General features: G+C 62.2%; 28 protein-coding genes and 1 pseudogene. 17 read left to right on the plus strand and 12 right to left on the minus strand.

Translation table 11 applies throughout. The annotated features are described in order from the left end of the window. The 3 genes from JFT44_RS00005 to JFT44_RS00015 all read left to right on the plus strand — a co-directional run. Positions 1-479, plus strand: a 479-nt coding sequence (locus tag JFT44_RS00005) for a transposase (protein WP_198830257.1), incomplete at its 5' end; no start/stop codon positions are given. A gap of 309 nt (positions 480-788) precedes the next feature. Beyond that, positions 789-1898 carry a DUF3182 family protein gene (locus JFT44_RS00010; RefSeq protein ID WP_198830258.1) on the plus strand — a complete coding sequence of 370 codons (1110 nt, stop codon included), beginning with the start codon at positions 789-791 and terminating at the stop codon, positions 1896-1898. Beyond that, positions 1888-2640 carry a S9 family peptidase gene (locus JFT44_RS00015; RefSeq protein ID WP_057960758.1) on the plus strand — a complete coding sequence of 251 codons (753 nt, stop codon included), beginning with the start codon at positions 1888-1890 and terminating at the stop codon, positions 2638-2640. Before JFT44_RS00010 ends, JFT44_RS00015 begins: the two co-directional genes overlap by 11 nt. A gap of 9 nt (positions 2641-2649) precedes the next feature. Here JFT44_RS00015 and JFT44_RS00020 read toward each other — a convergent pair whose 3' ends face one another. From JFT44_RS00020 to JFT44_RS00030, 3 genes are read right to left on the minus strand one after another with little or no spacing between them, the layout of a single operon-like run. Then, the gene (locus tag JFT44_RS00020; RefSeq protein ID WP_057960757.1) at positions 2650-3618 is read right to left on the minus strand and encodes a lysylphosphatidylglycerol synthase domain-containing protein; all 969 of its coding nucleotides are present in this window, start codon (positions 3616-3618) and stop codon (positions 2650-2652) included. Next, positions 3596-4873 (minus strand): cardiolipin synthase ClsB, encoded by a 1278-nt coding sequence (gene clsB / locus JFT44_RS00025; RefSeq protein WP_057438958.1) that lies wholly within the window; start codon positions 4871-4873, stop codon positions 3596-3598. Before clsB ends, JFT44_RS00020 begins: the two co-directional genes overlap by 23 nt. Continuing rightward, positions 4870-5649, minus strand: coding sequence for an endonuclease/exonuclease/phosphatase family protein (locus JFT44_RS00030; RefSeq protein WP_128593462.1), 780 nt, complete (start codon positions 5647-5649; stop codon positions 4870-4872). Before JFT44_RS00030 ends, clsB begins: the two co-directional genes overlap by 4 nt. Positions 5650-5744: 95 nt before the next feature. On the opposite strand from JFT44_RS00030, the pseudogene JFT44_RS00035 reads away from it, so the two are divergent. Beyond that, positions 5745-6146: pseudogene (locus tag JFT44_RS00035) on the plus strand (mechanosensitive ion channel protein); the annotation flags it as partial. Between the two features lie 119 nt (positions 6147-6265). Next, the gene (locus tag JFT44_RS00040) at positions 6266-7150 is read left to right on the plus strand and encodes a sugar nucleotide-binding protein (RefSeq protein ID WP_081044312.1); all 885 of its coding nucleotides are present in this window, start codon (positions 6266-6268) and stop codon (positions 7148-7150) included. A gap of 167 nt (positions 7151-7317) precedes the next feature. On the opposite strand, the gene JFT44_RS00045 is transcribed toward JFT44_RS00040, so the two are convergent. The 5 genes from JFT44_RS00045 to JFT44_RS00065 all read right to left on the minus strand — a co-directional run bounded on the left by JFT44_RS00045 (position 7318) and on the right by JFT44_RS00065 (position 11409). Further along, positions 7318-8016 carry an OmpW family protein gene (locus JFT44_RS00045; protein WP_169959831.1) on the minus strand — a complete coding sequence of 233 codons (699 nt, stop codon included), beginning with the start codon at positions 8014-8016 and terminating at the stop codon, positions 7318-7320. 144 nt (positions 8017-8160) lie between these two features. Continuing rightward, positions 8161-8679, minus strand: a complete 519-nt coding sequence (locus tag JFT44_RS00050) for a DUF3299 domain-containing protein (RefSeq protein WP_057438962.1) — start codon at positions 8677-8679, stop codon at positions 8161-8163. Positions 8680-8690: 11 nt separating this feature from the next. Continuing rightward, positions 8691-9956 carry an ABC transporter permease gene (locus tag JFT44_RS00055; RefSeq protein ID WP_057960753.1) on the minus strand — a complete coding sequence of 422 codons (1266 nt, stop codon included), beginning with the start codon at positions 9954-9956 and terminating at the stop codon, positions 8691-8693. A gap of 1 nt (position 9957) precedes the next feature. Continuing rightward, positions 9958-10668 carry an ABC transporter ATP-binding protein gene (locus JFT44_RS00060; RefSeq protein WP_198830259.1) on the minus strand — a complete coding sequence of 237 codons (711 nt, stop codon included), beginning with the start codon at positions 10666-10668 and terminating at the stop codon, positions 9958-9960. Between the two features lie 135 nt (positions 10669-10803). Continuing rightward, positions 10804-11409 carry a DUF2796 domain-containing protein gene (locus JFT44_RS00065; protein ID WP_057960751.1) on the minus strand — a complete coding sequence of 202 codons (606 nt, stop codon included), beginning with the start codon at positions 11407-11409 and terminating at the stop codon, positions 10804-10806. A 135-nt stretch (positions 11410-11544) separates the two neighbouring features. On the opposite strand from JFT44_RS00065, the gene JFT44_RS00070 reads away from it, so the two are divergent. After that, entirely contained in the window at positions 11545-11895 is a 351-nt protein-coding gene (locus JFT44_RS00070; protein ID WP_115129107.1) for a hypothetical protein, read from the plus strand. Here the strand turns inward: JFT44_RS00070 and trxA are convergent. The 4 genes from trxA to JFT44_RS00090 form a co-directional block, all read right to left on the minus strand. After that, the gene (gene trxA, locus JFT44_RS00075) at positions 11892-12764 is read right to left on the minus strand and encodes a thioredoxin (protein ID WP_057960749.1); all 873 of its coding nucleotides are present in this window, start codon (positions 12762-12764) and stop codon (positions 11892-11894) included. The two genes, JFT44_RS00070 and trxA, sit on opposite strands and share 4 nt — an antisense overlap. Positions 12765-12836: 72 nt before the next feature. Beyond that, positions 12837-13838 carry an Abi family protein gene (locus JFT44_RS00080; RefSeq protein WP_057960748.1) on the minus strand — a complete coding sequence of 334 codons (1002 nt, stop codon included), beginning with the start codon at positions 13836-13838 and terminating at the stop codon, positions 12837-12839. A gap of 263 nt (positions 13839-14101) precedes the next feature. Continuing rightward, positions 14102-14755 carry a methyltransferase gene (locus JFT44_RS00085; RefSeq protein WP_057960747.1) on the minus strand — a complete coding sequence of 218 codons (654 nt, stop codon included), beginning with the start codon at positions 14753-14755 and terminating at the stop codon, positions 14102-14104. Further along, positions 14752-15207, minus strand: a complete 456-nt coding sequence (locus JFT44_RS00090; RefSeq protein ID WP_057438965.1) for a YbaY family lipoprotein — start codon at positions 15205-15207, stop codon at positions 14752-14754. The genes JFT44_RS00085 and JFT44_RS00090 overlap by 4 nt, the downstream gene beginning before the upstream one ends. A gap of 139 nt (positions 15208-15346) precedes the next feature. Between JFT44_RS00090 and nrdR the strand changes: the two genes are divergently transcribed. From nrdR to JFT44_RS00145, 11 genes are all read left to right on the plus strand, one after another. Beyond that, entirely contained in the window at positions 15347-15811 is a 465-nt protein-coding gene (gene nrdR / locus JFT44_RS00095) for a transcriptional regulator NrdR (RefSeq protein WP_057439031.1), read from the plus strand. Continuing rightward, positions 15808-16944 carry a bifunctional diaminohydroxyphosphoribosylaminopyrimidine deaminase/5-amino-6-(5-phosphoribosylamino)uracil reductase RibD gene (gene ribD / locus JFT44_RS00100; protein ID WP_057960745.1) on the plus strand — a complete coding sequence of 379 codons (1137 nt, stop codon included), beginning with the start codon at positions 15808-15810 and terminating at the stop codon, positions 16942-16944. The genes nrdR and ribD overlap by 4 nt, the downstream gene beginning before the upstream one ends. A gap of 47 nt (positions 16945-16991) precedes the next feature. Further along, positions 16992-17654 (plus strand): riboflavin synthase, encoded by a 663-nt coding sequence (locus JFT44_RS00105; protein WP_120734218.1) that lies wholly within the window; start codon positions 16992-16994, stop codon positions 17652-17654. 15 nt (positions 17655-17669) lie between these two features. Next, a complete protein-coding gene (ribBA, locus tag JFT44_RS00110; RefSeq protein ID WP_057438968.1) occupies positions 17670-18761 on the plus strand; it encodes a bifunctional 3,4-dihydroxy-2-butanone-4-phosphate synthase/GTP cyclohydrolase II in 1092 nt (363 codons plus the stop codon). A gap of 90 nt (positions 18762-18851) precedes the next feature. Beyond that, positions 18852-19328: a 6,7-dimethyl-8-ribityllumazine synthase gene (ribE, locus tag JFT44_RS00115; protein WP_003176356.1), complete on the plus strand. Its 477-nt coding sequence runs from the start codon at positions 18852-18854 to the stop codon at positions 19326-19328. Beyond that, entirely contained in the window at positions 19325-19825 is a 501-nt protein-coding gene (gene nusB / locus JFT44_RS00120; RefSeq protein ID WP_057438970.1) for a transcription antitermination factor NusB, read from the plus strand. Before ribE ends, nusB begins: the two co-directional genes overlap by 4 nt. Before the next feature lie 18 nt (positions 19826-19843). Beyond that, positions 19844-20809 carry a thiamine-phosphate kinase gene (gene thiL / locus JFT44_RS00125; protein ID WP_198830260.1) on the plus strand — a complete coding sequence of 322 codons (966 nt, stop codon included), beginning with the start codon at positions 19844-19846 and terminating at the stop codon, positions 20807-20809. Between the two features lie 66 nt (positions 20810-20875). Then, a complete protein-coding gene (locus JFT44_RS00130; protein WP_057438972.1) occupies positions 20876-21604 on the plus strand; it encodes an ABC transporter substrate-binding protein in 729 nt (242 codons plus the stop codon). Positions 21605-21733: 129 nt separating this feature from the next. Continuing rightward, entirely contained in the window at positions 21734-22351 is a 618-nt protein-coding gene (gene ribA, locus JFT44_RS00135) for a GTP cyclohydrolase II (RefSeq protein ID WP_057438973.1), read from the plus strand. Continuing rightward, positions 22348-22767 (plus strand): nuclear FMR1 interacting 1 family protein, encoded by a 420-nt coding sequence (locus tag JFT44_RS00140; protein WP_057960742.1) that lies wholly within the window; start codon positions 22348-22350, stop codon positions 22765-22767. Before ribA ends, JFT44_RS00140 begins: the two co-directional genes overlap by 4 nt. After that, entirely contained in the window at positions 22767-23564 is a 798-nt protein-coding gene (locus JFT44_RS00145; RefSeq protein WP_198830261.1) for a cobalamin-binding protein, read from the plus strand. Before JFT44_RS00140 ends, JFT44_RS00145 begins: the two co-directional genes overlap by 1 nt. Positions 23565-23681: the final 117 nt, after the last annotated feature.

Here is a 23681-nt window from a genome sequence, read left to right on the forward strand (position 1 = left end):
TTTCAGCGTGTCTTGATAGGCATGAGGGGCTCATTGAGAAAAGGATATTAGATGCTGTTACTGAGGCGGGGCTTTTGCATCAGGTCAAGCGCTGCCAAGCCGTCGAGGGCATTGGTTTTCTGACAGCGGTTGCCCTGGTAATGGCGTTTCAGCGAGGAGAATTTGAAAGTGCTGACGCTTACATCGCGTTCTTGGGAATGGACTTGAGAGTATCCGATTCCGGGCAAATGAGCGGACGCCGCTCATTGAGCAAGAAGGGAGATTCAGAGATACGCAGATTGCTGCATAACGCGGCGTCAGCAGGTATCAGGTCAGAAGCCTGGAAACCTTTATACGAGGGTTATCTGGCCAGGGGCCTGAAAACGACTCAAGCCCTGGTCATCATTGGCCGCAAGCTGGCGCGCATCGCCTTTTCGCTCATGAAAAACCTGAGCGAATACCAGTCAAAAGCGGTTTGGGGGGCTTCCCCAAAACCATAGAATCTCCCACAGGGGATCTGCGCTTAACTGACTGGCATTAGGGCTTGCCCGCGATAGCGGTGGACCAGTCAGAGAGGCACTCACTGATAGACCGCTATCGCGGACAAGCCCATATTTTTAATCGCCCCGCGCCCTGGATCGTGCAGAACGCCGGACCCTCCTCGGCCCGTCGTGCAGAATGATGCAGGCCAAATGCTACTGCTCCCTCCCTAACCACTTGATCCGCCAACCCTTTGCCACGACTGCGCCTTGGCCTGATCCCTGCAACCCTTGCACTACACACCTGCAAGCCTTGCCCAAGGGGGACGCATGACCCCGACCAACCGCAAAAAAGCCGTGGTGGCGCACTCGGTCCGGCCCGATGCACCGTTGCACGAAGTGGAAACCAACCGCGCCCTGGCCCGTTGGCTGGCGCAGATCCTCGGGCTCGACTACGGCGCCAGCTACAGCGCCGACCTGCATGCCCCCGCCGATCTTTACCTGCTGCCAACCCAGACCCTGATAGGCGCGGCCCAGGCACTGAGTCTGGGCGTGAAGGGGCCGGAGGACTTGTGGGGCGGTTATGTGGACCACGATTTTATCTGCACCAAAGCCATCACCCATGGCCTGCACGCCCCTGATGCAGTGGCCCCCGAGGGTTGGTCGCCGCTGTTTGCCGAGCGGGTACGCGGGGTGGTCCTCGATGGCTTGAGCGTGTTTGCCATGGAGGATGCCCGCATCGCCGCCACACAGTTGCTGGACAGTGGGCCGATTCGCCTGAAGCCGGTGCATGCCTGTGCCGGTCGTGGTCAGGAGGTGATCGAAAGCCTCAAGCAATTGGAGCTGATCCTCGCCCGCCCGGACATGCCAGAGCTGTTCGCTCAAGGCGTAGTACTGGAGCAGGATCTACAGGAGGTCGTCACCCACAGTGTCGGCCAGAGCTTTATTGGCGGTCGTGTATTCAGTTACTGCGGCGAGCAATACCTGACCCAAGACGGGCAGGGCGAAGCGGTCTATGGCGGCTCCAACCTGCTGGTGGTGCCGGGGTATTACGACGCGTTGCTGGCCCTGGCGCTGGACGATGACGTGCGCCTGGCCATCGAGCAGGCACAAGTGTTCGATAACGCCGCCGATGAAGCCTATCCTGGGTTTTATGCCTCGCGGCGCAATTACGATATCGCCCAGGGCCTGGACAGCCAAGGCACGCGCCGCAGCGGGGTGCTGGAGCAGTCCTGGCGCATGGGCGGTGCCAGTAGCGCCGAGGTCGCGGCGCTGCAGAGTTTTATCAATGATCCCGGCCTGCGCGCGATTCGTGTGTCGTCCGTCGAAACCTATATCGACCAGCCACTGCCCGCCCATGCGATCGAGATCTATCGCGGCCCGGCAGAGCACGGCGACTTTCTTCTCAAGTACGTAACGGTCCAACCTTATGACGGCTAGAAGCGAAACCATCACCATTGATATCGACGACGAGCAGATGAGCGGGACCTTCCTCAGCCCCAAATCAAAAGTGCCGGGTGTGTTGTTTGTGCATGGCTGGGGCGGTAGCCAGGAACGGGACCTGGAACGGGCCAAAGGTATCGCCGGCCTGGGCTGCGTGTGCCTGACCTTTGATCTGCGCGGGCACGCGGGCAACGGCATCCCCTTGTCGCGGGTCACCCGCGAAGACAACCTGCGGGACTTGCTGGCGGCCTATGATCGATTGCTGGCGCACCCGGCCATCGACACCTCGGCGGTGGCGGTGGTGGGCACCAGTTATGGCGGTTACCTGGCGGCGATCCTCACGTCATTGCGCCCGGTGCGCTGGCTGGCGCTGCGGGTACCGGCGCTGTACCGCGACCAGGAATGGCACACGCCCAAGCGCGACCTGGATAAAGTCGACTTGATGGATTACCGCAGCACCCTGGTACACGCCCAGAGCAATCGCGCATTGCATGCGTGTGCGGCGTTTACCGGTGATGTGTTGATTGTCGAATCGGAAACCGATGACCACGTGCCCCACGCCACCATCATGAGCTACCGGGCTGCGTGCCAGCAGACCCATTCGCTGACCCACCGGATCATCGACGGTGGCGATCACTCCTTGAGCGACCCGGTGTCCCAACAGGCCTACACCTCGATCCTGGTGGACTGGATCACCGAGATGGTGGTGGGCGAGCGCTTGAGCATCATCCAATCCTGATGACGGGTTTCACGCGGGTGTTTTCTTCACCCGCAAGGCCTTGGCCTTCGCCTCCACCGTGAGGTACATCAGCAGCGCTACCAGCAGTGGCAAAATAAAATAGATCGCCCGGTAAGCAATCAATCCGGCGAGCAGGCTGCCCCGTGACGCTTCATGTTGCAGCAGCGCGATAAACACCGCTTCCAGCACGCCAAGGCCGGCCGGAATATGCGTCAGCACCCCGGCGATCGCGCTGATCAGCAACACCCCCAGCACCAGCGGGTAGTCCAGCTTCGCCGGCAGCAAGGTGAAAATCACGGCCGCCATCAGCGACCAGTTCAACGCGCCGAGCGCCAGTTGCAGACACGCCATGCGCAGCGACGGCAGGTTGATCTCGATCCCGCGAATCGACCAGGCGCGCTTCTTCGAGAACTGACACGCAGCCAGATAGCCGAGGCTCGCAACGATCAGCAACACGCCAACCCCTTGCAGCGCGCCACTACTGAGCTTCCAGCCCGGCGGCATCGTCACCAGGCCGCTGCTGAACACCACGCCGGCCAGGGCCATATAGCCAAACCAATTGGTGGCCAGGCTCAAGCCGAGGATTTTTGCGATATTGCCGTTGCTCACCCCCAGCCGCGAATACAGCCGATAGCGCATGGCAATCCCGCCGACCCAGGCGCTGAGGTTGAGGTTGAACGCATAGCTGATGATGCCTACCGGCAGGATCTGCTTCCAGCGCAAGGGTTGGCGGATGTAGGTGCGGCCGATCAGGTCAAAGCACGCATACACCAGGAAACTGCACAGGGTCAGCCCGGCGGCGATCCACAAGGTGCGCAGCTTGAAGTCGCCGAGGGTGTCGAACACCTCGCTCCAGTCGATACGCCGGGCGAGCAGGGTGAAGAGCACGATCAGCAGCAGAAAGAACGCGATGGTCAGCGGTTTCTTCCAGCGCTTGAAACCGCGGGGGCTGGCATCAGCCGTGTGGGCTTGGCTCATGGTCCTGGCTCCGGTCATGGACAAAGGGTTTCAAGCGCGGTTTATGGGCAGGCAACCAGCCGGTCCAGGCCGGGAAATGCCGCAGCACATGGAACACCACAAACCCCACGGTCACCCGCCATAACCAGCCGCGTGGGGTACGGTTTTCCGGCATGGTCTTGCAGTGGTTGCGGCTCAAGTCTTCCAGGCGCTCGAACAACTGTTGATTGAACCCCCGGTCATGAATCAGCACGTTGGCTTCCAGGTTCAACGACAGGCTCAACGGGTCGAGGTTGCTCGAGCCCACGGTGCTCCAGGCTTCGTCCACCAGGGCTACTTTGCCGTGCAACGGGCGCTGGCAATATTCGTGGATCACCACGCCTTCCTTGAGCAGGTAGTCGTAGAGCATGCGAGCCGCCAGCTTGGCCAGCAGCACATCGGGCTGGCCCTGCATGATCAGTTGCACCTGCACCCCACGCCGCGCGGCATTGCGCAGTTCGCGCAGCAGACGATAGCCGGGAAAGAAATAGGCATTGGCGATCACCACGCGCTGGCGGGCGTGGCGCAGGGCGTGCAGGTAGGCTTCTTCGATATCGGAGCGGTGTTGCAGGTTGTCGCGGTAGATCAGGCGTACCAGGCCATCACCTTCCTCTGTAGCCCAGGCAGGCCGTTGCTGACGTCGCCAGCCACGCCGCGTACGCACCGGGCGCCCGCTTTGTGCCAGGGCAAAGTGATGCAAGTCGGCCACGGCCGGCCCGATCACCTGCACCGCATAATCCTGCTTGGCCTCGGGCCCGAAGTCCGCCAGGTGGTCGGCGGAAAAATTGATCCCGCCGATAAACCCCACCGTGGCATCTACCACCACGATCTTGCGATGCAAGCGGCGAAACCAGTTGGTGCGAAACCCCAGGGTCTTGGGCGCCGGGTCAAACATCTGCACCGTGACCCCGGCCTGTGCCAGCTCGCCGAGAAACCCCGGGCTCAGTTCGCCACAGCCAAAGCCATCAAGGCTGACCACCACCTTCACCCCACGCTGTGCGGCCTCGATCAGAATCCCGTGCAGTTCATGACCGACCTTGTCCTCGAACAGAATAAAGGTCTCCAGGAGGATTTCCTGGCGAGCCTGGCGCAGGGCCTCGAACACCTTGGGGAAGTACGCCTCACCGTTTTCCAGCAACTCCACCTGGTTGCCGGGCTGCCAGGCGTAGTCCAGATCCCTGGCCCTGGTGTCATCTGGTGGCTGATCGGTGGCGATGTGTTCCACGGCGCCGTTCATAATTCAATCTCCACCGACAGCGGCGCGTGATCCGACAGGTGCGACCAGGGGCGAGTTGTCAGCACTTGCGGCTGATGGACCTTGAGGTTGCGCACATAAATGCGGTCCAGTGCCAGCAGTGGCAGGCGCGCCGGAAACGTACGGGCCGGTTTGCCGTGGGCTTGCACGAACACTTCCTGCAGGCCGCTGTGGCTCAGGTCGGCCTGCTGGCGCCAGTCATTGAAGTCGCCGGCGACGATCAACGGTGCTTCGCCGGGGATCTCGGCGATCCGCTGCGCCAGCAGTTTCAACTGCTGTTGGCGGTGAACCTCGCGCAGCCCCAGGTGCACGCAAATGGCATGCACCTCCCGGCCGGTGCCGGGCAGGCGCAACACACAATGCAACAGCCCGCGGCTTTCGTGACCGCTCTGGGAGATGTCGAGGTTGTCATAGCGAATGATCTGGAATTTCGACAGCAATGCATTGCCGTGGTCGCCATGGGGGTACACCGCGTTGCGCCCGTAGGCGAACTGCGGCCAGATACTGTCGGCGAGAAACTCGTACTGCGGCATGCTCGGCCAGTTGCTGTAGCGGCGCGGGTGGTGCTCATGGGTGCCATGCACCTCCTGCAGGAACACCACATCGGCAGCCACGCCGCGCACCGCCTCGCGCAATTCCGGCAGGATGAAGCGTCGATTGAGGGCAGTGAAGCCCTTGTGAGTATTGACCGTCAGCACCTTGAAGCGGGTGATGGCAGCGCTGGGCGTGACAGGCACCCATTCTGGAATCACAGCCATGGTGGCTCCCGTGGGTTGGCGGGGCAGTGGCCTCCGTTCGTTAATGGCTGACTGTGGTGTTCGAAGGAAAGTTTCGACGGTCCTACAAACGGCACATCCATGGCCTGACCATCCGCACCCTGCACCTGCGCGACGGCAAGGGCTTTTTGCATTCGGTGCAGTTCACCTATGACCCCGACGGGGACGGGGCCGTGGCGTTGATCCGCGAAGCCGGGCAGTCGATTCGCGACGATGTGTTCCTCAAGTACAACCTGCAAGGCCCGCTGGAAGTGTTTGGGGTCGATAAGATGGACCTCAATGGCGTGGTCCTGACGGCGCAGTTCCGTGCGGTGTCTGGTGGGCAGTACGCGGTCAGTCGCGCTTTCAACCAGCGTCTGAAAAAGCTTGTGGATAACTGCCCCGCAGTACACTTCGCGCAAACTTATCCACAGCCGGTGCTTTTGCCGCAGCGTGTGGCGCAGATTGAGGAGGAGGGCGCGCTGCCCAAAGCCACTTAGTAAGTGACGGTTGCGCTACAAACCCGCAAAATGCAACGATTCTGGCAAACACCTACGGCATGGCGTCACCGCCTGTCGATACTAGCCATCGTTCCAAACAGACCGGGCCTGCTCAATCTATGCGAATGCGCCTTATGTTACTGGGCGGCGGGAATGCTCTCGGGCAAGCGCTGATTCGCCTCGGTGCGGAGGAAGATATCGGTTTCCTCGCCCCGCGCCCGCCCCAAGACGGCTGGGATGCCGCCAGCCTTACCCAGTTGCTCGACGACACCCGTCCCGATGCCTTGATCAACCTCGCCTATTATTTCGACTGGTTCCAGGCCGAGAGCGTGAACGAGGTTCGCCTGGCCGGGCAGGAATCCGCCGTCGAGCGCCTGGCGGAATTGTGCCAGCACCACAGCATCACGCTGCTGCAACCTTCCAGCTACCGGGTGTTTGATGGCTCGCGCGCCACCGCCTACAGCGAAAAAGACGAGCCGGTGCCCCTGGGCCTGCGTGGCCAGGCGCTATGGCGCATTGAGCAGAGTGTGCGCGCTACCTGCCCGCAGCATGTGCTGCTGCGTTTTGGCTGGTTGCTCGATGACAGCGTCGACGGCACGCTGGGACGTTTTCTGGCGCGTGCCGAGAAAACCGAGGAATTGTTGCTGGCCGACGATCGACGGGGCAACCCGACACCGGTGGACGATGCGGCACGGGTGATCATCTCGGTGCTCAAGCAACTCGATTGTGCGGCACCGTTGTGGGGCACCTACCACTATGCGGGGCAAGAGGCGACCACGCCTGTGGCCCTCGGCCAGGCGATCCTCAGCGAAGCGCGTAACTTCCATGCGCTGGCGGTCGAAGCGCCGACGGCCCAAGCCCATGCCGCGCGGCCGGATGCCGCCGACGAACCGCAACATGCGGTTCTGGCCTGCAAGAAGATCCTGCATACATTCGGCATCAAGCCACGGGCGTGGCGTGCGGGACTGCCGGCGTTGCTCGATCGCTTCTACCGGCATCACTAGCTGACTGAACACAAAAAAATGTGGGAGCCCGGCTTATGTAGGAGCTGGCTTGCCTGCGATGCAGACACCTCGGTCTATCAAAGACACTGAGGTGATGCTGTCGCAGGCAAGCCAGCTCCCACACAAGCCCGCTCCCACATTGTTGTGTGGCGTTTGTTACGTCGGGTTTAGAACTTGTAGCCGATACCGACCATGTAGACCATCGGATCCACGTCCACATTGACCTTGGCGCGGGTACCCGCTGGCAGAGCACTGTTCTCTACGGTGGCCTTGGTGCTGATGTCGATATAGCGCACCTGACCGTTGATCATCCACTTGTCGTTGATCATGTAGTCCATGCCGACCTGCGCGGCCCAACCCCAGGAGTTCTCGGCCTTGAAGTTGTTGAAACCTTGGCCCTGGGCGCTGCTGCCAACGTGTTCGTCATAGATCCAGGTGTAGTTGATGCCGGCACCGACGTAAGGCTGGAACGCCGACTTGCTGTCCAGCGGGTAGTACACCACGCTCAGGGTTGGTGGCAGGTGCTTGAGGGTACCGAGCTTGCCGTTGGCAGCGTCGAGGCCGGTGTTCTTGATCTTCACATCATGCTCGAACGGGGTGGCGGCCAGTAGCTCGATACCGACGTGGTTGGTCAGCATGTAGGCGAAGTTCAGACCCAACTGCGTGTCGCTGCTCATGGTCGCCTTGCCACCCAGGTTGGTGCCGGCCAATGGGCCCTGGTCAACCTTGACGCTGCCGCTGTCGGCCTTTGGGTTAACGGTGATAGCACCGGCGCGAACGAGGATGTCGCCAGCCTCGTGGGCGTGGGCGATAGGGGCGGCGAGTGCAAGCGCGAAGAGGGAAGCGCTGAGCAGTGACTTGTGCATGAGTGGCTCCAAAGGACGTTTTTAGTTGGCTGTGTCCAATGGTAAAGATCGTTGCGGCCGGGCCTTTGACTCAGCTCAATGAAACGGCGATCAGCCAAATACACCGCGCCCACATCGGGATTGCGGTGTTATGGCGGGCGGGGTTTAGTTCGGCAACTCGTAGATGTAGATCTTCTCGGCGTCCATCTGATAGCCAGCATCCGCCAGTTCGCTGGTAGACGGCTTGACCTGCATCTGGCCTTCGATCCAGTACGGCTGGTACAACTCCTCCAGCTTCACGCCGATCTCACTGCGCACATGCACGATCTGGTTCGACGGCGGGGGCGGCACGTGGATGCAGGCGCCGAAGTACGGCACCAGCAGAAACTCAGTGGTGCGGCCTTCCTCGCTGACCTCCAGCGGCACGATGTAGCCCGGCAGGCGGATATGCTGGCCGTTGAGGGTGGCCACCACTGGCGCGTTGGGTAAATCCTGTTTGGCCGCTGGCGCAGCTTCCGCCGCCAGGGCGTCGGCCATGTTCGACAGGTTGTGCAGCGGTGTCATGTTCGGCACTTCCACCGGGGCATCCGGCGGAATCATTTCTTGCCATGACAAGTCTCGGGGCGCCTCGGCCCAGGCGGGCAGGGCCACCATCAGTAACAGCGCAAGCAGGGCACGGCGCATCAAAGCCTTCCTTATAAACGGATCGACAGACCATCGGCCAACGATTGGCGATAGGCGCGCCAGGCCGGCACGCTGCCCATCAGCAGGGCGGCGACCAGAATACCGGCGAGCAGCGTCCATTCATACGGGCTGGGCAGCGCGAGCGGCAGATCCAGGCCGTAATTGGCCTGCAAATAGCCACGGGACGCGGCGATGCACACATACAGCAGGCCAACCCCCGCGACCACCCCGGCCAGCGCCAGGGCGAAGGCCTCGAAAATCAGCAGGCTCGCAATGTGCCACGGCCGTGCGCCCACCGAGCGCAGGATCGCCATTTCCCGACGGCGCTCGTTGAGGCTGGTGAGGATCGCGGTGAGCATGCCGATCAATCCGGTCAGCACCACAAACAGCGAGATCACGAACAGCGCCTTTTCTGCGGTGCCCATCATGCTCCACAACTCTTGCAAGGCCACGCCGGGGAGGATCGCCAGCATCGGCTCGCCGCGAAATTCGTTGATCTGCCGTTGCAGGGCAAAGGTCGAGATCTTGTTATTCAAACCCAGCATAAACGCGGTAATGGCTTGCGGCGTGAGGTCCATATTGCGCGCCTGGTCGGCACTGATCCGGCCTTTGCCCTGGGCGGGCACGCCGTTGTGCCAGTCGATATGGATCGCTTCCATGCCGCCCAGGCTAATGTGCAGCGTGCGGTCCACCGGGGTGCCGGTGCGTTGCAGGATACCGACCACGGTGAAGGGTTTGTCATCGTGCTTGACCAGGCTGACCACTGCCACGCCGTGGGCCAGTACCAGCTTGTCGCCGAGCTTGTAATGCAGGGCGTCGGCCACTTCGGCGCCGAGCACCACTTCAAACGGGTCGGTATCAAACGCGCGGCCACTGGCCAGTTGCAGGTTCTGTTTGCGACCGTACTGGTAGTGTTCGAAGTAGGCTTGGGTGGTGCCCATCACCCGGTAACCGCGATGGGAGTCGCCCAGGGACATGGGGATCGCCCATTTCACCTGCGGGCTGGCGGCAAAGTGCTCGAAGCTGTCCCAGCGGATGTTGTTAGTCGCGTTGCCAATGCGAAACACCGAATACAGCAGCAGGTTGACCGAGCCGGAGCGGGCGCCGACGATCAGGTCGGTGCCGCTGATGGTGCTGGCAAAGCTGGCGCGGGCCTCGGTACGCACACGCTCTACCGCCAACAGCAGGCACACCGACAGGGCGATGGCGAATGCCGTCAGGATCGCGGTAAAGCGGCGGTTTGCCAGGCTGGCCATGGCTAGACGGAACAAATACATCTCAAACCTCGAGCGGCGTGGCGGCGCGATTAAGCTCGGCCAACGACAGGTTGCGGTCAAACAGCGAAGCCAGGCTCTGGTCATGGCTGACGAACAACAGGCTGGCGCCCGCTTCGCGGCATTCGGCGAACAACAATTGAAGGAAGGCTTCCCGGGCGTCGTGGTCCAGGGCCGAGGTCGGTTCGTCGGAGATCACCAGTTCCGGCTGGCCGATCAATGCCCGGGCGGCGGCCACCCGTTGTTGCTGGCCGATCGACAGCGCATCGGCGCGTCGCCCAAGCAAATCAGGGTCCTTGAGGCCCAGGTGTGCGAGCAAGGTAGCGGCGGCCTGGTCGACACTGCCGTGGCGCTGGATCGCCCGCTGTGCGCGTAGCTTGGAGAAATGGCAGGGCAGTTCGACGTTCTCGCGGACTGAGAGAAACGGCAGCAGGTTGAACTGCTGGAAGATATAGCCGGTGTGGTCGACCCGAAACCGATCGCGGGCGCCGGCCGACAGTTTGGTCAACTCCTGGCCCAGCAGGCGAATGCTGCCGCGATTGGGGATCTGCACTCCACCCAGCAGGCCGAGCAAGGTGGTTTTGCCACTGCCGCTGGGGCCTTTCAGAAACAGGGTTTCCCCTGGCTCCAGGCGAAATGCCGGGATGTCCAGCAACTGGGGGTGACCGGGCCAGTTAAAGCCCAGGTCGGACAGTTCGATCAGTGCTTGGGTCATGGGAACTCAGTATCACCTGCAGAGCGCGGTCAACTGTGGAGGCGGGCTTGCCTGCGATGGTATCGACGCGGTGTCACTGATCCACCGCGTCGTCTGCATCGCAGGCAAGCCCGCTCCTACATCAACCGTGTGGAGTCAGAATTTCAGGGTCGCGGCCTGAGGCGTCGCTTCAACACCCTGCTGGCCGCTCGGGCCGATCAGTTGTACCTGAATTTTCTGGGTGGCGGGGAAGGTCTTGAAGATGTTCGCCAGATCGAGGTTTTTCAGCGCTGCGGGGCTGGCGCAGGTGAACTGGTAGTGGGCGTGGATTTCGCTGTGATCATGGTCATGGTCATGGTCATGGGCGGCCGCGCCTTTGCCATCAGTGGCGTGGTCATGATCATCGTCTGGCTTGTCGCCAAACAGCGGGCTTTCCAGCTCCTGGCTACTGACCACGCAACCGGCGGCCTTGGGCAGGCTGAACAGCACTAGTGGTTGTTCCAACTGCTTGCGGGCGGCGGCGAGCTTGGCTTTGTCGGCGTCGGTGGTGGCCAGGTGCTCGAAGCCCACCAGATTCATCGCCGGGCTTTCCAGCTCCAGTTCCAGCGCCTTGCCGTCCAGCACCGCGTTCAGGCGGCCAACACCGTGCTCGTGGGCGTCCAGGCTGCCATGTTCATGGTCATGGTCGTGGTTATGTTCGTCGGCGGCCTGGGCGGCCAGTGGCAACAGGGCAAACGGCAAAGCGAGCAACAGGCGGCGCATAGCGAGACTCCAGGGCGTGAATGAAGATTTTGTTATGTGATCTTATAACAAAAGAGCCGAGAGTTTGACCGCCTGCTTGGCGTTGCGCAAGGCACATGGGAGCATGCTCGTCAGAAAAGTGCTGGAGGACGAGCAATGATGCGAATTCGTGGAACCATCGGCGAGCTGCCTGTGGATTTGACCCTGGAACTGGACGACAGCGATTGGGCGCGGCTGGGCATGCACCTGCAGACGGCCACGCCGGTGACGGGCGAAGTACCGGCTGCCCCGGCGCCGGTCAACCAGGACGAGAGCCTGTGGCAGGCCGCCCAGGACCTGCTGCGTGAGGCCGGGCAACTCAGCGGGTTGGAGTTGTCGGATCGCCTCGAAGGGCTGGCCGGCAGCGCCCCGGCGGGCAAGCGCCTGTTGGTGCGCCTGCGCCATAGCGCCAAGGTGAAGGTGTCCAGCGGCGGGGATACGCCGCAGTACAGTTGGATCGCTGATTAGTACAGCGCGGCGAACAACTTGCGGCGATACACCGTGACCAGCGGGTGGTCGTTGCCCAGCAACTCGAACACTTGCAGCAGCGTCTTGTGCGGCAGGCCTTCGTTGTAGCTGCGGTTGCGGATAAACAACTTGAGCAAGCCTTCCAGCGCCGCGTCGTATTGCTGGCGAGCCAATTGCTGCACGGCCAGTTGATACGCCGCTTCATCGTCCTGCGGGTTTTGCGCCAGGCGGGCCTTGAGGTCAGCGGTATCCGGCAGGTCGGCAGCCTGGCGCAGGAACGTGATCTGCGCCTTGGCGCCGGCGAGGGCGGCCTTGTGAGCATCGCTCTTGACCGCATCCAGCACGGCCTGCGCCTCGCCCAATTCACCGCGTTCGGCCAGGCAGCGGGCGTAGAGGATCAGCGCGGCGGCGTTGGTGTTGTCTTCACCGAGCAAGGCCACCAGCACCGCCTCGGCCTCACTGATGCGGCCTTCGGCAAACAGCGCCTGGGCCTGTTCCAGCGGGTCCGCCTCAGCCGGTGGCGGCATCTGCACATGGGGCTCCAGCAGCGCGCGAATCTCAGACTCCGGCTTCGCCCCGGCAAACCCATCCACCGGCTGGCCGTCCTTGAACAGCACCACGGTCGGCAGGCTGCGAATGCCAAAGCGCGCGACAACATCCTGCTCGGCTTCGCAATCGACCTTGGCCAGCAGCAACTCGCCCTGATAACTCTCGGCAATCTGCGCCAGCAGCGGCATCAACGCCTTGCACGGCGCACACCACTCGGCCCAGAAATCCACCAGCACGGGTTTGTGGAACGAATTTTCGATGACAGCCTGGTCGAAGGTGGCGGTGGTGACATCGAAAATGTACGGCGTGGGCTCACTCATGGAGGTTCTCAATGACGCGTGGGATGGGGCAACTATAAAGACTGGCGGGCTCTATCGGAAGCAGCGCAAGGATCAAGCACGAGATACGTGCCAAAAAGGGTCCTGATACCAGTCACGAGGGAACCCCATCGCTTTTAGGTTGAGGTGGGGGAAGTCGCTGATCAGGTGATAAAGGTGCTGGTCCCAGTGAGTGTGGGGGCTTATCTGATGCATCAAATGGTTAAGCATGCAAAGTGTCGAAAAAATGCGGGTATGGGGCCCTGGCTGGAGCAGATGGTTTGGCCACGGGAAGTTGGCTTTCCTGGGTAATTCAGGACGAATACCCAGTTGCCGATTCCACATTCTTGAGTGATGGGCGCACATGTTTCGCACAGTGGTCAAGGTGTGAAGCCAGGACTGCAGCAGTGGCGCGGGGAGCCCCAGTCGCCTGGCAACGGCTTTTTTATCCGCGTCCTTGGCCAGGCCCTTGTAGAGATGGGAGAGGTCGCCCAGCGTCAACTCTTCCAGCATGGCCCAACCCGGCATGAGAGAGGGGTGGTCATAGGTATTTGGATAGTGGCGCGCGTAGCTTTCTTTGGCTCTTTGACGCTTGAGATGGTCTTTTCGATTGTCGTCTGTGTGTAGTCGGTCGACGCGCAAACATTCGCGTTCATAGTCACGGGTCGCCACAGACTGTCTGGTGTGTAGCGTTGCAAGCAGGCGCTGGTGGTCAAATGTCGGGTGAAAAGCCTGGCTGTCGATGTACCAATGGCTGCCGTAGGTGGGGCCCATGTGATTACTGATGACTGCACGGGAGGCGATCTCGACCCGCTCAATGGCATCCATGGTCAATAGGCGCAGGCGACGGTCAAAATCGTAGAGTCGTGCCAACTGGTGAAAATGGGTGCCGGCATGGAAGTGGTGGTCGATATCTTCCGACTGTTGGAAAGGCCGCATATAGGGGCTTAATCGAAAGAAACTGACCGATTGCAGGAAGCGCCGGGCGCCTGTTTCATCTTCAATGATCAAGCCCCGAGACTTGAGCAGCTCCAACTGGGCCGGGACATCAAGGGCTGGTTTGTCGAACGCCCTCATGCTGGAAAACCAGCAGGCATAAAAAACCCGCACAATTTGTGCTTGGTTGCTGGCGCAACCAGAGGCATGGCGGGTGTATTGCCAAGCAGATTATGCAACTGCCCAGGTTTTTGCAACGCCCTTGGAGGGGCGCTGAGCGGCGAAAAAACGGGGAAATGCATGCAGGTCGATCGTCCAGGCCGCGTGCGGGAGAACGCTATTTTCCATGTCCTGCCGGGCGCTGTCTTAGCCACTCTATTGCTGAAAATTTGTAACTGAGAGGCCTAGCGTCGTGAATGGTACAGACTCACCCTGCGAAACTCCCAAGGCTCCGCCAGGTCCGGCAGGGTCAGCGCCTCGAGGATGCCCAGCCGCTGATAATCCGCATGCTGGAAATCCCGTACCCGCGAGTCGGCGACCAGCGCTTCGCGCCCGCGGGTGAGGAATTGATCCAGCAGCGGCAGGTTCGCCCGGTCGTACAGCACGTCGGCCACCAGGATCAGGTCGAAACGATCGGCTTCGGCAAAGAAGTCCGCCGAATAGCCCAAGGTCACGCCATTGAGTTCAGCATTCGCACGGCAGGCGCCGAGCGCCAGTGGGTCCAGGTCACAGGCCACCACTTCCAGGGCGCCGGCTTTCACTGCGGCAATTCCCGCCACGCCGGAGCCGGCGCCAAAATCCAGGACGCGCTTGCCCGCCACCCACTCGGGGTTGGCGGCCAGGTAGCGGGCCAATGCCAGGCCGCTGGCCCAGCAGAAGCTCCAGTAGGGCGGCTCATGCAGGATGCGCCGGGTTTCCTCGGGGCTGAAGGCGCGGTCCATGTTGTCGGCGTCCAGCAGCCACAACGACAGGTCGGTGCCGGGCAACGGGCAGGGCAGCAGTTGCGCGTCGCCGATCAGTTCGCTCAAGGCCCGTTGCAGGTGCAGCGGTGGCGTCATGGGGCGCGCACGAGTTGCAGGGGCCCGGTGGTCTGGGTGATAGCTTGCTCGATACGCACCGCCGGCAGGTGCAGGATCAACTGCCCGGACTGGCTGGCGCGGCCACGCAGTTCAACGCGGGCGCCGGCGGGAAACGCTTGCGGGTTGAAGCGCAGGCGGAAGGCCAATGGTTTGTTGTTGCCAATCAGCACGCTGCTGGCGAGCAGTTGTTGCGGGCGGCTGCGCTCGTCGATCACCAGCAGTGCCAGCTCCACTTCAGCGCCGGCGGGCACACCCGTGAGGGTGCCGCTCACTTCACGCTGGTAGGCCGGCAATGGCCCCAGCGGTTCCTGGCCGGGGATTTTTTTCTCTTGCTGCGGCGTGGGTTGCGGGGCGGCTGGTTTTGGCGCTTCGCTGCTGCAGGCGACCAGAAAACTGAACATTGTGAGTAAAACCAGCGGTCGTAACGGCATGTACGGCTCCAAAAAGGGCAAAAATCCGTGAACTGAACATAAGAAACATAATAGTCAGCCTATATACCGTAAAGGCTATGGCTTGTCTTGCCACGGGGATGCGCTACCATGGCCCTCCCTTTTTTTGTTGCCTGCCACCATGCACTGTCCCTTCTGCGGTGCCAACGACACCAAGGTCATTGACTCGCGTCTGGTCGCCGAGGGCGACCAAGTGCGTCGCCGGCGCGAATGCCTGGCCTGCGGTGAGCGTTTCACCACCTTTGAAACCGCCGAACTGGTACTGCCCCGTCTGATCAAGTCCGACGGCAGCCGCCAGCCCTTCGACGAAGATAAACTGCGCGCCGGTATGCAGCGCGCCCTGGAAAAACGCCCGGTCAGTGTCGAGCGGCTGGAAGCGGCGCTGGCGCATATCAAGCACAAGCTGCGGGCGACCGGTGAGCGCGAGGTCAAGAGCCTGGTGGTTGGAGAACTGGTAATGGGCGAGCTGCAAAAGCTCGACGAAGTTGCCTACATTCGTTTCGCCTCGGTGTATCGACGCTTCCAGGATCTCAATGAGTTCCGTGAAGAGATCGACCGCCTGGCCCGTGAGCCGGTCAAAGAATGAACCCTCCTTCTGCAGAACAGGCCGTGCTCGACGCCCATTACATGGCCCGTGCCCTCGAACTGGCGCGCAAGGGCCTGTACACCACCCATCCCAACCCTCGGGTCGGCTGCGTGATTGTGCGCGACGGGCAGATTGTCGGTGAAGGCTGGCATGAACGCACCGGCGAACCCCATGCCGAGCCCAACGCCTTGCGCGCCGCAGGCGATAAAGCCCGTGGTGCCACGGTATATGTGACGCTCGAGCCGTGCAGCCATTATGGCCATACGCCGCCCTGCGCCGATGCGCTGGTGACCGCCGGCGTGGCACGGGTGGTCGCGGGTATGCAGGATCCGAATCCGGAAGTGGCTGGGCGTGGCATGCAGCGTCTGGCCCAGGCCGGCATCGAGGTGCTCAGCGGCGTACTGGAAAGCCAGGCACGCGCCCTGAACCCCGGCTTCCTCAAGCGCATGGAGCATGGCCTGCCGTTTGTGCGGGTCAAGCTGGCGATGAGCCTGGACGGGCGCACCGCGATGGCCAGTGGCGAGAGCCAGTGGATCACCGGCCCCGCCGCCCGCGCCGCCGTGCAGCGCCTGCGGGCCGAGGCCAGTGTGGTGCTGACCGGCGCCGATACTGTGCTGGCCGATGGCGCGCGCCTGACCGTGCGTGCCGCCGAACTGGGCCTGGATCCGCAAACCACCGCCCTGGCCATGTCGCGCCCACCGTTGCGCGTGCTGATCGACGGCCGCCTGCGGGTGCCGCTCAACGCGCCGTTCTTCAAGGCCGGGCCGGCCCTGGTCATCACCTGTGTGACTGCGGAAAACCAGTTTCCCCGTGGCCCCGAATGCCTGGTGGTGCCGGGTGTCGACGGCCAGGTCGACCTGCGCTCGGCGCTGGTGGCACTGGCGGCCCGTGGCGTCAACGAGGTGCTGGTGGAAGCCGGGCCAAGCCTGGCCGGCGCGTTTGCCCAGCAAGGCCTGGTGGACGAGTACGTGATTTTCGTCGCCGGTAAATTCCTCGGTTCCGCCGCCCGCCCCTTGCTGGACTGGCCGCTTGAGAAACTGGCCGACGCTCCCCAACTCAAGATCATTGAAATGCGCGCTGTAGGCGACGACTGGCGAGTCACTGCCATTCCGCTCCCCCCAGCGAGCGTATAATTGCGACCGGTCGCCCCGGCGCCCGCACTGTTTTCCAGGAGAAGGCCATGTTCACCGGCATTATCGAATCCATCGGCAGCATCCGCGCCATGACCCCCAAAGGTGGCGACGTGCGCCTGCTGGTTGAAACCGGCAAGCTGGACCTCGGCGACGTCAAGCTGGGCGACAGCATCGCCGTCAGCGGCGTATGCCTGACGGTCGTCGAACTGCCGGGCAATGGCTTTGCCGCCGATGTCAGCCGGGAAACCCTGGACTGCACCGCGATGAATGACCTCAAGGCCGGCAGCCCGGTCAACCTGGAGAAAGCCCTGACCCCGACCACCCGTCTGGGCGGCCACCTGGTCAGCGGCCATGTCGACGGCGTCGGCGAAGTGGTGGCACGCAGCGAAAACGCGCGGGCCGTGGAATTCCGCATCCGTGCGCCGAAAGAACTGGCCAAGTACATCGCCCACAAAGGCTCGATCACCGTCGATGGCACCAGCCTGACCGTGAACGCCGTAAATGGCGCCGAATTCGAACTGACCATCATTCCCCACACCCTCAGCGAAACCATCATGGCCTCGTACCAGCCGGGTCGCCGGGTGAACCTGGAAGTGGACTTGCTTGCCCGTTACCTGGAGCGCCTGCTGCTGGGCGAAAAGGCCGCAGAGCCTGCAGCCGGTAACATCACCGAAAGTTTTCTGGCCGCTAACGGCTACCTGAAATCCTGACCAAGGGGGTGCCGCGTGGCGCTCAATAGCATCGAAGAACTGGTTGACGATATCCGCCAAGGCAAGATGGTCATCCTGATGGATGACGAAGACCGCGAGAACGAAGGCGACCTGATCATGGCCGCCGAGTTGTGCCAACCTGAGCACATCAACTTTATGGCCAAGCACGCCCGTGGCCTGATCTGCATGCCCATGAGCCGCGAGCGCTGCGAACTGCTCAAGCTGCCGCTGATGTCGCCGCGCAATGGCTCGGGGTTTGGCACCAAGTTCACCGTCTCGATTGAAGCGACCACCGGCGTGACCACCGGCATCTCTGCCGCTGACCGCGCCCGCACCGTGCAGGCCGCTGCCGCGAAAGATGCCAAGGCCGAAGACATTGTCAGCCCTGGCCATATCTTCCCGCTGATGGCCCAGCCGGGTGGCACCCTGGCCCGTGCCGGCCACACCGAAGCCGCCTGCGATCTGGCGCGCATGGCCGGGTTCGAGCCGAGCGGGGTGATCTGCGAAGTGATGAACGACGACGGCACCATGGCCCGTCGCGCTGAACTGGAAGCCTTTGCCGCCGAACACAACATCAAGATCGGCACCATCGCCGACCTGATTCACTACCGGATGATCCACGAACGTACCGTTCAGCGGATTGCCGAGCAGCCGCTGGACAGCGAACTGGGGCATTTCAACCTGGTGACCTACCGTGATTCGGTGGAAGGCGACGTGCATATGGCCCTGACCCTGGGCAACATCTGCGCCGAAGAGCCGACCCTGGTGCGGGTGCACAACATGGACCCGTTGCGCGACCTGTTGATGGTCAAGCAGCCGGGCCGGTGGAGCCTGCGAGCCGCCATGGCAGCGGTTTCCGCGGCGGGCAGCGGTGTCGTGCTGTTGCTGGGCAATCCGGTGGATGGTGATGTGCTGCTGGCGCATATCCGCGAAAGCGCTGACCAGGTGCCGGTGAAAAAACCGACCACCTACAGCATCGTCGGCGCCGGCTCGCAGATCCTGCGTGACCTGGGCGTGCGTAAAATGCGCCTGATGAGCGCGCCCATGAAATTTAATGCGATATCCGGTTTCGACCTGGAAGTAGTAGAATACGTGCCCTCCGAATAAAGGCCGGCGATTATCGCTCCTTGTTCGCGGTTCAAATATCACTAAGGGGCGCGTCATATACGCGTCCCGGCTCTTTAAGAGATTTGTCGAATGACCCTGAAGACCATCGAAGGTACCTTCATCGCCCCCAAAGGCCGCTACGCCCTGGTGGTTGGCCGCTTCAACAGCTTCGTGGTTGAAAGCCTGGTAAGCGGTGCCGTGGACGCCCTGGTTCGCCACGGTGTGAGCGAAAGCGATATCACGATTATCCGTGCCCCTGGCGCCTTCGAAATTCCACTGGTTGCGCAGAAAGTTGCCCAACAAGGCGAATACGCAGCAATCATCGCCCTGGGCGCGGTCATTCGTGGCGGCACCCCGCACTTCGAATACGTGGCTGGCGAGTGCACCAAGGGCCTGGCCCAGGTGTCCATGGAGTTCGGCGTGCCAGTGGCCTTCGGCGTACTGACTGTTGATTCCATCGAGCAAGCCATCGAGCGTTCCGGTACCAAGGCCGGTAACAAAGGCGCTGAAGCTGCCCTGTCTGCCCTGGAAATGGTCAGCCTGCTGTCGCAGTTGGAGGCCAAGTGATTTCCGACGAGAGCGATCGTTTCAACCCGCGCGACCCCCGTCCTGCAGACGCCGGCAAGCCATCGAAGAACGAAAAGCGCCGTGCTGCCCGTCAGTTGGCGACCCAGGCGCTGTATCAGCGTCAGATGGCGGGTACTTCGTTGAACGAAATCGAAGCACAGTTTCGCGTCGACAACGATTTTACCTTCGCCGACCTGCCGTACTTCCACGACATCCTGCACGGCGTGCATGCCAACCTGACCGAGATCGACACGGCCCTGGCACCTTGCCTGGACCTGACCCTCGAAGAGCTGGACCCGGTTGAACTGTGCGTGATGCGCCTGTCCACCTGGGAACTGCTCAAGCGCGTTGACGTGCCGTACCGCGTAGTGATCAACGAAGGTATCGAACTGGCGAAAGTCTACGGTTCGACCGACGGTCACAAGTTCGTCAACGGCGTGCTCGACAAGCTGGCCCCGCGCCTGCGTGAAGCCGAAGTGAAGGCGTACAAGCGCTAACCTGCGCTTGACTCCCTGATGGGCGAGTTCGAGCTGATCCGCACCTACTTCGCCGCCGCGCCCTGTGCGCAAGGCGGCGAGGGCATTGCCCTGGGGATCGGCGACGACTGCGCCTTGCTGGCAGTTCCCTCCGGGGAACAGCTGGCGATTTCAACCGATACCCTGGTGGCCGGCGTGCACTTTGCCGACCCCTGCGACCCGTTTTTGCTCGGCCAGCGCTCGCTGGCGGTGGCAGTCAGCGACCTGGCGGCCATGGGCGCCCATCCCCTCGCATTTACCCTTGCACTCACTACACCGACGGTCGCGGCCGATTGGTTGCAGCGCTATGCCCAGGGTTTGAATGCCATGGCCCAGCGCTGTGGTGTGGGCCTGGTGGGCGGCGATACCACCCGTGGGCCGCTGAGCCTGACCGTCACCGTGTTCGGCCGTGTCCCGGCGGGGCTGGCGTTGACCCGCAGTGGCGCGCAGCCCGGCGACCTGCTGTGTGTCGGCGGCGAGCTGGGCAATGCGGCCGGGGCCTTGCCGTTGGTGTTGGGGCAGCGTAGCGCTGCTGCGCAGATCGCCGAGCCGCTGCTGGGCCATTACTGGTCGCCGCAGCCGCAACTGGCCCTGGGCATGGCGTTGCGTGGCAAGGCTACGTCTGCGTTGGATATTTCCGACGGTCTGCTGGCAGATTGTGGGCATATCGCCAAGGCTTCAGCCGTAAGCCTGGTGATCGAGCGGCACCGTTTGCCGCTGTCGGCGGCGTTGCTGGCCTTTCTGGGGGATGATCAAGCGCGTTCCGCAGCCTTGAGCGGTGGCGATGATTACGTCCTGGCGTTCACCTTGCCGCCCGCTGAGCTGGCGCCATTGCTGGCCGACGGTTGGCCGGTGCATATTGTCGGGCGCGTAGAGGCGGGGGCCGGCGTGCGACTGCTGGATGCCGGTGGCCATGACATCACCCCGGCCGTGCGCGGTTATCAACATTTTCGCGAGACGCCGTGACCCGCCGGGCTGCGCTACCCTTTACAGCGTTGTAGAAACGATCGCTTTACCATGGAGGGCGTCATCATGGGGCTACGACGCTGGTTGCTGATTCTGCTGTGTGTGGTCGCGTCTCCCGTGTGGGCCGATGACACCCCCGAAGTGCCCGGCCAGATCCGTCTGGCCAGTGAAACCTGGAATGACTACACCAACGCCGATGGCAGCGGCCTGGCCTGGGATGTGTTGCGAGAAGTCTTCGAGCCGGCCGGGGTCAAGGTCAAGATCCGCAGCGTGCCCTACACCCGTTCGGTCGGTCTGGCCCGGCGGGGCGAAGTGGATGCCTGGGTCGGCTCCTATCATGATGAGACCGAGGGCGTGCTGTACGCCCGCTGGCACTACGACTCCGACCACATCTACGCCCTGGGCCTGGCGGGCAGCCCGGCGCCGACCCTGGTGACCCTGGGCTCTTACCGCCTGACCTGGGTACGTGGCTACAAGTACGAGGAATACCTGCCCAATATTCATCGTTTCAACCAGATCGAACGACGTAGCGGGATTTTGCCGATGCTCCAGCATGGGCGGGCCGACTTCTACATTGATGCCCTGGCCGAACTGCAGTACATCCTCGGCCAGGCTGACGACCCATCGGCGTTCAAACTCACGCACATTGCCGAATTGCCGTTGTTCCTGGGGTTTACCGACAGTGAGAGAGGGCGGTCATTGCGGGGGGTATTTGACCGGCGCATGGAGTTGTTGGTGAAAAGCGGCGAGTTGAAACCGATTTTCCAGCGCTGGAACCAACCGTATCCGTTTTGACGCCCATAGAACCAAGGCAAAGGCCAATCGAACCTATTGATCTTTATCAGCGATAATTCAGCTTAAGCGTCTGTAGGAACGTGCTGTTACAATGCCCGCCTCTGTGAAATCTGAAATCAGGAGCACACGGTGCCCGTCGTTTTCGTCGCTGCTTCCAAGCTGCCTACCCCTTTTGCCACGTTCACCATGCATGGCTTTCTTGAAAAAGCCTCCGGGCGCGAGCACGTCGTGCTCAGCCTGGGCGATGTGGCCGATGGCGCCCCGGTCCTGGGCCGCTTGCACTCTGAGTGCCTGACCGGTGACGCACTGTTCAGCCAGCGCTGCGACTGCGGCTCGCAACTGGAAGCCGCCATGCAAGCCATCGCCCGTGAAGGCCGTGGCGTGCTGCTGTATCTGCGTCAGGAAGGCCGTGGCATTGGCCTGCTGAACAAGATCCGCGCCTACGAACTGCAAGACGGTGGCGCCGATACCGTCGAGGCCAACGAGCGCCTGGGTTTCGCCGCCGATCAGCGCGATTACGCCATCTGCCTGCCGATGCTTGAGCACCTGGGCATCCAGTCCCTGCGCCTGATGACCAACAACCCGCGCAAGGTCAAGGCCTTGACCGAGATGGGCATCACCGTCGCCGAGCGTGTGCCGCTGCACACCGGGCATAACCCGCACAACAAACTCTACCTGGCGACCAAGGCCAGCAAGCTCGACCATATGATGGGCAACGAGCATCAGGGCGAGGCAGACCGGGCGTGACGCGCGGTCAGGTCAAGCGGCGCCTGTCCTTCAGTTGGTGGCAGTACCTGGCGCTGGCGTTGTTGCCGTTGTTCGTGATCAATCTGGTATTTGGCCAGGGCGAGCCGTTGTTGCCGGTGCTGGCAATGCCATTCTTTATCGCCGGCGTTGCCTCGATGTTTGCCAGCCTGCGTTACTTCCATGCCTATAAACATGCACTGATCGCCACCTCCAAGGCCCTCGATACGCCTGAAGAGCCGGCCGCGTGGATCACCCTCGCGGCCCGTCGGCGTACGGCGCTGCTGGTCGCGGCGTTTCCCGCCTGGATCGGTGCACTGGCAGTGTTCGTTGGCCTGGAAGCGGTGCCGCTGTTTCTGCTGGCATTGTCGACCCTGGTGCTGTTCTACCTCTATCGCATCCCGCGTCAACTCGGCTGATGCGCCTCTGGCTGGCGGGTCTGCTGCTGGCCGCCAGTGCGTCGGCGATGGCGGTCGAGCGGGTGGTCAGCCTCGCGCCTTCCTTATCTGAAATCGTCGTTGAACTGGGCGCCAGCGATCTGCTGGTGGGCGTACTCGACGGTGGTGAACGGCCTGAAGCGCTGCGTAGCCTGCCCTCGGTGGGGCGTTATGGGCAGTTGGATCTGGAACGACTGCTCAGCCTGCAGCCTGACTTGCTGCTGCTCTGGCCAGGCAGCGTCGGCCCGGCCCAGCGCGAGCAGCTCAAGCGTTTGAACATCCCTGTTTACGTCGCCGAACCCCATAGCCTTGAACAACTGAGCAGCCAGGTCGAAGTCATCGCCCGACAGCTAGGCCGCGCTGATGAAGGTCGCCAATTGGCTGCCCGCTTGCGTCAACGCTTGGCCGAGTTGCGCCAGCGCTATCAGCGCAGCCAGCCGTTGCGGGTGTTCTATCAGGTGTGGAACCAGCCTCTGTACACCGTGGGCGGTGGGCAGATCATCAGCGATGCGCTTAGCGTGTGTGGCGCGCGCAATGTGTTTGATGACCTCAAGCTGCCAGCCCCGCAGGTCAGTATCGAATCGGTGTTGCAACGTGATCCCGAAGTGATCCTCGCGGCGGATCAAGCGCAACTGGACGATTGGAAGGCCTGGCCCCAGGTGGCGGCGGTGGCTCAGGGGCGTTTGCTGATCGTGCCGGACAAAGGCCTGGAACGGCCCAGTGGGCAGATGGTGGAGGCGGTGGGCCGGCTGTGTCAGGTTATTGCGCCGAACCGTTGAGAGCGCTATCGCAGGCAAGCCAGCTCCCACATTTGACTGTATTCATACATCAAAAGGTGGGCGCTCGGCAGTGCAGAATATTTTGGCCACACCACAGAACCCATGTGGGAGCTGGCT

Origin of the sequence: Pseudomonas sp. MF5691 (assembly GCF_016405645.1) — a bacterium.
In the GTDB taxonomy this organism is placed as follows: domain Bacteria; phylum Pseudomonadota; class Gammaproteobacteria; order Pseudomonadales; family Pseudomonadaceae; genus Aquipseudomonas; species Aquipseudomonas shahriarae.